The 4,672-nt window shown below is 68.8% G+C and carries 7 protein-coding genes; 2 read left to right on the top strand and 5 right to left on the bottom strand.

Annotated features, from left to right (window positions below; all coding sequences use genetic code 11):
* The coding region (locus I5I_RS07085) for an ABC-F family ATP-binding cassette domain-containing protein (protein WP_036318112.1) at positions 1–1,081 on the top strand (1,081 nt) is incomplete at its 5' end.
* Positions 1,082–1,103: 22 nt separating this feature from the next.
* Here the strand turns inward: I5I_RS07085 and I5I_RS07080 are convergent.
* From I5I_RS07080 to I5I_RS17535, 4 genes are read right to left on the bottom strand one after another with little or no spacing between them, the layout of a single operon-like run.
* A complete protein-coding gene (locus tag I5I_RS07080) occupies positions 1,104–2,012 on the bottom strand; it encodes an SURF1 family cytochrome oxidase biogenesis protein (RefSeq protein WP_036318110.1) in 909 nt (302 codons plus the stop codon).
* Complete coding sequence (locus I5I_RS07075; RefSeq protein WP_036318109.1) at positions 2,009–2,212, bottom strand: hypothetical protein; 204 nt, start codon at positions 2,210–2,212, stop codon at positions 2,009–2,011. Before I5I_RS07075 ends, I5I_RS07080 begins: the two co-directional genes overlap by 4 nt.
* Entirely contained in the window at positions 2,209–2,598 is a 390-nt protein-coding gene (locus tag I5I_RS07070) for a DUF3099 domain-containing protein (protein WP_036318107.1), read from the bottom strand. Before I5I_RS07070 ends, I5I_RS07075 begins: the two co-directional genes overlap by 4 nt.
* Before the next feature lie 50 nt (positions 2,599–2,648).
* Positions 2,649–2,891: a DUF4190 domain-containing protein gene (locus tag I5I_RS17535; RefSeq protein ID WP_036318105.1), complete on the bottom strand. Its 243-nt coding sequence runs from the start codon at positions 2,889–2,891 to the stop codon at positions 2,649–2,651.
* A gap of 390 nt (positions 2,892–3,281) precedes the next feature.
* Here I5I_RS17535 and I5I_RS07060 point away from each other — a divergent pair, with 390 nt between their 5' ends.
* Positions 3,282–3,992 carry a beta-ketoacyl-ACP reductase gene (locus I5I_RS07060; protein ID WP_036318104.1) on the top strand — a complete coding sequence of 237 codons (711 nt, stop codon included), beginning with the start codon at positions 3,282–3,284 and terminating at the stop codon, positions 3,990–3,992.
* A 65-nt stretch (positions 3,993–4,057) separates the two neighbouring features.
* On the opposite strand, the gene I5I_RS07055 is transcribed toward I5I_RS07060, so the two are convergent.
* Positions 4,058–4,672 (bottom strand): alpha/beta fold hydrolase (locus I5I_RS07055; RefSeq protein ID WP_036318102.1); only part of this gene is annotated, 615 nt, incomplete at its 5' end.

The following is a 4,672-nucleotide window of genomic DNA, read 5'->3' as shown; positions in this document are numbered from 1 at the left end:
CTTCTCCGACGCGCAGCCGATGATCCTCGACGAGCCGACGAACCACCTCGACGCGGACAGCGTCGTGTGGCTGCGCGAGTTCCTGAAGAACTACAAGGGCGGGCTCATCGTCATCAGCCACGACGTGGAACTCGTCGGCGAGACGGTCAACCGTGTCTTCTACCTCGACGCGATGCGTCAGGTCATCGACGTCTACAACATGAACTGGAAGAACTACCTGCGCCAGCGGGTCGCCGACGAGGAACGACGCAAGAAGGAGCGCGTCAACATCGAGAAGAAGGCGACGGCGCTGCAGTTGCAGGCCGCGCGCTTCGGTGCGAAGGCGTCCAAGGCCGCCGCGGCCCACCAGATGGTCGCTCGCGCCGAGAAGATGCTCTCCGGTCTCGAGGAGGTCCGCCAAGAGGACCGCGTCGCGAAGCTGCGCTTCCCCAAGCCGGCGCCGTGCGGCAAGACGCCGCTCATGGCGAAGAACCTCTCGAAGTCCTACGGATCGCTGGAGATCTTCACGGACGTCGACCTGGCCATCGATCGCGGATCGAAAGTGGTCGTGCTCGGGCTCAACGGTGCCGGCAAGACCACGTTGCTCAGGATCCTCGCCGGCGTCGACAAGGCCGACACCGGCATCATCGAACCCGGCCACGGCCTGAAGATCGGCTACTACGCGCAGGAGCACGAGAACCTCGACGTCAACCGGTCGGTCCTCGACAACATGATGTCGGCGGCGCCGGATATCAACGCCACCGAGGCGCGCAAGGTGCTCGGTTCGTTCCTGTTCACCGGTGACGACGTCCTCAAGCCCGCCGGTGTGCTCTCCGGCGGTGAGAAGACCCGCCTGTCGTTGGCGACGCTCGTCGTCTCGTCGGCGAACATGCTGCTGCTGGACGAACCCACCAACAACCTCGACCCCGCCTCGCGCGAGGAGATCCTCGGCGCACTGGCCCATTACGAAGGTGCGGTGGTGCTGGTCTCCCACGACGAGGGCGCCGTTCAGGCCCTCAACCCCGAACGGGTGCTGATCCTGCCTGACGGCGTCGAGGACATCTGGGGTCGCGACTACGTCGACCTGATCACCCTCGCCTGACGCCGATTCCGCGTCGGACTGCTCAGCGGGACGTCAGCTCGTCGAGAAGGGCGTCTTCTTCCTGCATGTCGCGATCCGGTCGCCGGGCTTCGCGCTGTCGGCGCCGACGAGCGGCGGGAGACGCCTCCTCCTCGTCCGGCGTCGGGGTCTCGCCTGCCCGTTCCGCGGCTGCGTCTTCCGCATCCTCTCGCCGGTGACGGATCTCGGTGCGGATCATGTACCAGATGAAGACGAATCCCATCAGCGCGAAGAGGATCCACTGGATCGCGTACGAGAGGTATGGGCCGGGGTCGTCCGATGGCGACTCGAGTGCGTTGGGTGTCTCCGCGGGACTGGGCTGTTCGGACACCAGCAGTCCGTAGGCGCTCGTGATGAGCGCGGGCTGAGCGGTGGTCTCCGCGATCAGGGGGAGATTGATGGTCGGCACCTGGCCGTCCGGCGCGGAGCGTCCCGAGTTCGGCAGCGGCTCGCCCGGCTTGAGTCGCGCGATCACCTGTACCTGGCCGGCGGGGGGAGTGGGGATCGCGTCCGGCTCGGGCTGGGAGGAGCCGGGCGGCAGCCAGCCGCGGTCGACGAGGAAGACCGCTCCGTCGACCGTCCGGAATGGGACGAGCACCTCGAAGGCGCTCGTCCCACCGTGCGCGCGATTACGAGCCAACAGCGTGTGGTCGGTCAGATACTGACCGGTCAGGGAGACCGGGCGCCATTGGTCGCCGGGTCGGAACGCGCCGTCGGCGCCGATCACCTGCCCCAGCGGCACCGGCGCGGCGTCGTAGTTCGCGGCGATCAGGGCGAGTTGGCTGCTTCGCTCCGCGTTGCGCGTGAACTGCCAGTTCGACAGGAAGGCGCAGACGATCGCGAAGACGATCGCGATCGCGACGTATCCTGCCCAGCGCAGCGCCGTCTGCTGCCGAGCCGTGCGTTCTCTCATCTGGTCGCCTCCGTATCGAAGGCGACCACGTCCACCGGGAAGTCGCGGGCGGCGAGATAGTCGCGCAGATAGTCGACGTGATCGCCGCACGCGGCCCAGATCTTGCGTCGTTCGGGCGCGTGGATGCGCGGATTGCGCCACTGCACCTGCCACGTCGCGGGCGCGCGGCAGCCGGTCCTCGAGCAGATGGCCTCGGTCATTCGTCGTCCGACGGCGTCCGGGGTGCGGGCGGCTGCCGCGAGGACTCGCTCAGTCTGATCACGCGGGGCGTCTCGTCGACCGCGGCGTTCGGGGCGTCCGACGGTGGACGCAGGGTCGGAGAGGCCTCGATCGCGCGCTCGGGGGCGATGGCACGTTCGGCCGATCCGGAGGCGACGTTGGCGATCACCACGGCGAAGTACGGAAGGAACATCGCTCCGGCTCCGAACAGCCACGTGTACCAGCTGTAGGGGGTGACGGCCACCATGAGGACGAAGCAGATCACCCGGATGACCATCATCGTGAAGTACTTCGTCATGCGCGCGCTCGCGTCGTCGCGCGGCGCGCGCGGCAACGACGTGGCGGACTGAGCACGGGAGCTTTTCACGGTCCCCTCAGCCTACGCCGCGTGGGCGTCGCGGGCGCGGCGTCGCCCGATCAGTACGAGCCGTAACGCGAGCTGGCGGCGGCCCCGAGGATGATGAAGAAGACGAAGAAGCCGATGATCAAGAGCGAGATCGCGGTGCCGACCCATCCCACGATCACGCCCGCAAGCGCCATTCCGCGGCCGCCTTCACCCGTGCGCTTGATCTGGTTCAGCGAGATGTGGCCCATGATGGCACCACCGACCGAGCCGATCAGCGGAAGGATCCACACGAAGCCCAGAATCGACGCGATCATGGAGATGACGGGAGCACGTTCGTCTCGCCGCCGGCGCCCCGTAGTAGGGAGCGACCCCGTACACGGGCGGTGCGCCCGGAGCGGGCTGCACCGGAGCGCCGGTGCTCGCGCCGTACGCCGGGGGTGCGGAGGGATAGGACGGCTGCTGATATGCCGGAGGCTGGTAGGCGGGTGCCGCCGGCGGCGCATAGGTCGCATCGGCCGCAGGTGCCGGAGTCGGAGGCGTCACGGGCGGGGTGGCCGCGGCATCCGGGGACTGAGGGTTCGTCGCGTCGGTCATGATCTCTCCTGTCTCGCCGTGCCAGCCTATCGGGCGCCGCGCGCGAGAGGGGATCCGTCGTGCGCGACGGGTAGGCTGGGGCGGTTCCTCCCGAGCGAAACGGAGCCCCTATGTCGCACGACCGTGTCGTCCTCGTCACCGGCGGAAACCGCGGCATCGGCCGCGCCATCGCCGCCCGCTTCGTCGCGGAGGGGTATCGCACCGCGGTCACCGCCCGCTCCGGCGAGGGCCCGGAGGGCACGCTCACGGTGCGGGCCGACGTGACGGATGCTGCGTCGTTGGATGCCGCGTTCGCCGAGGTCGAGAAGCAGCTCGGTCCCGTGGAGATCGTGGTCGCGAACGCCGGGATCACGAAGGACACGCTGCTGCTGCGGATGACCGAGGACGATTTCGACTCCGTCGTGGCCACGAACCTGGGCGGAACGTTCCGCGTCGTCAAGCGTGCGTCCAAGGGCATGCTGCGCGCCAAGTGGGGACGGGTCATCCTCATCTCGAGCGTCGTGGGTCTGTACGGTTCGCCCGGCCAGATCAACTACTCGTCGTCGAAGGCGGCACTCGTCGGCTTCGCGCGCTCGCTGACTCGAGAGCTCGGCGGTCGCGGGATCACGACCAACGTCGTCGCGCCCGGATTCATCGAGACCGACATGACCGCCGAACTGCCCGAAGACACGCAGAACGAGTACAAGCGGAACATTCCCGTCGGTCGCTTCGCGACCCCCGACGAGGTCGCCGGCGTCGTCACGTGGCTGGCGTCGGAGGATGCCGCCTACATCTCGGGTGCCGTCATCCCCGTCGACGGCGGTCTCGGGATGGGGCACTGAGCCCCTCGGCATCTCGGCTCGCTGCGGAGACCCTCTCGCCGTGACCGGTGGGTCTTGCGGCCCGCTCAGCGCGGCGACGAAGGGAGCGGCGCTCGCGTGATGGCGGCGGCGATCGCGTCGCCCAGCCGCTGTGGCTGGGAGAACTGCGGCCAATGGCCGCTGCCCAGACGGATGATCTCGGTGTCGCGGATCGCGGAGAACTCGTCGGCGTACCGGCCCCACTGTGCGAGGAAGCCGCGGAACTCCTCTTCGCCCAGTGATCCGGAGAGCACGGTGACGGGAAGCTCGTAGCGACGTTCGTCGTGCAGCGCGATCGCGTCGGTGGGGACCCGAGCCGGCACCGAGCGGGTCAGCGGTGCGGTGCGCGCCCGCGTCTGCGCGTCGAGATCAGCCACGTCGTCCTCGTCGAAGAATTCCCAGCCGGGGAACGGCACGACGCCGTCGACGACGTCGAACTCCGAGATCATGCCCCCGTCGTGCGGCACCGCAGTATCGACCAGGACGACCCGAGCCACGCGTTCGGGGCGGGCATCGGCTGCTCCCCAGGCGACGTTGCCGCCTCCGCTGTGGCCGACGACCGCAACGGGGTCGACAGACTCGTCGATCGCGGCGACCGCCGCCGCGACCCAGTCGGCGATGCCGATGCCGGCGCTCTCGACGCCGGGCGCCCCAGGGCCGGC

Origin of the sequence: Microbacterium sp. B24, from assembly GCF_000333415.1 — a bacterium.
Lineage (GTDB): Bacteria > Actinomycetota > Actinomycetes > Actinomycetales > Microbacteriaceae > Microbacterium.
Note: the sequence above shows the minus strand (reverse complement) of the source record. Positions and strands in the feature narration are given on the sequence as shown.

What these genes read in the sequence shown, in the direction of transcription:
- I5I_RS07060 (WP_036318104.1), top strand. Translation starts at nt 3,282, where the DNA reads ATGTCGCACGACCGTGTCGTCCTCGTCACCGGCGGAAACCGCGGCATC.
- I5I_RS07080 (WP_036318110.1), bottom strand. Translation starts at nt 2,012, where the DNA reads ATGAGAGAACGCACGGCTCGGCAGCAGACGGCGCTGCGCTGGGCAGGA.
- I5I_RS17535 (WP_036318105.1), bottom strand. Translation starts at nt 2,891, where the DNA reads ATGATCGCGTCGATTCTGGGCTTCGTGTGGATCCTTCCGCTGATCGGC.
- I5I_RS07075 (WP_036318109.1), bottom strand. Translation starts at nt 2,212, where the DNA reads ATGACCGAGGCCATCTGCTCGAGGACCGGCTGCCGCGCGCCCGCGACG.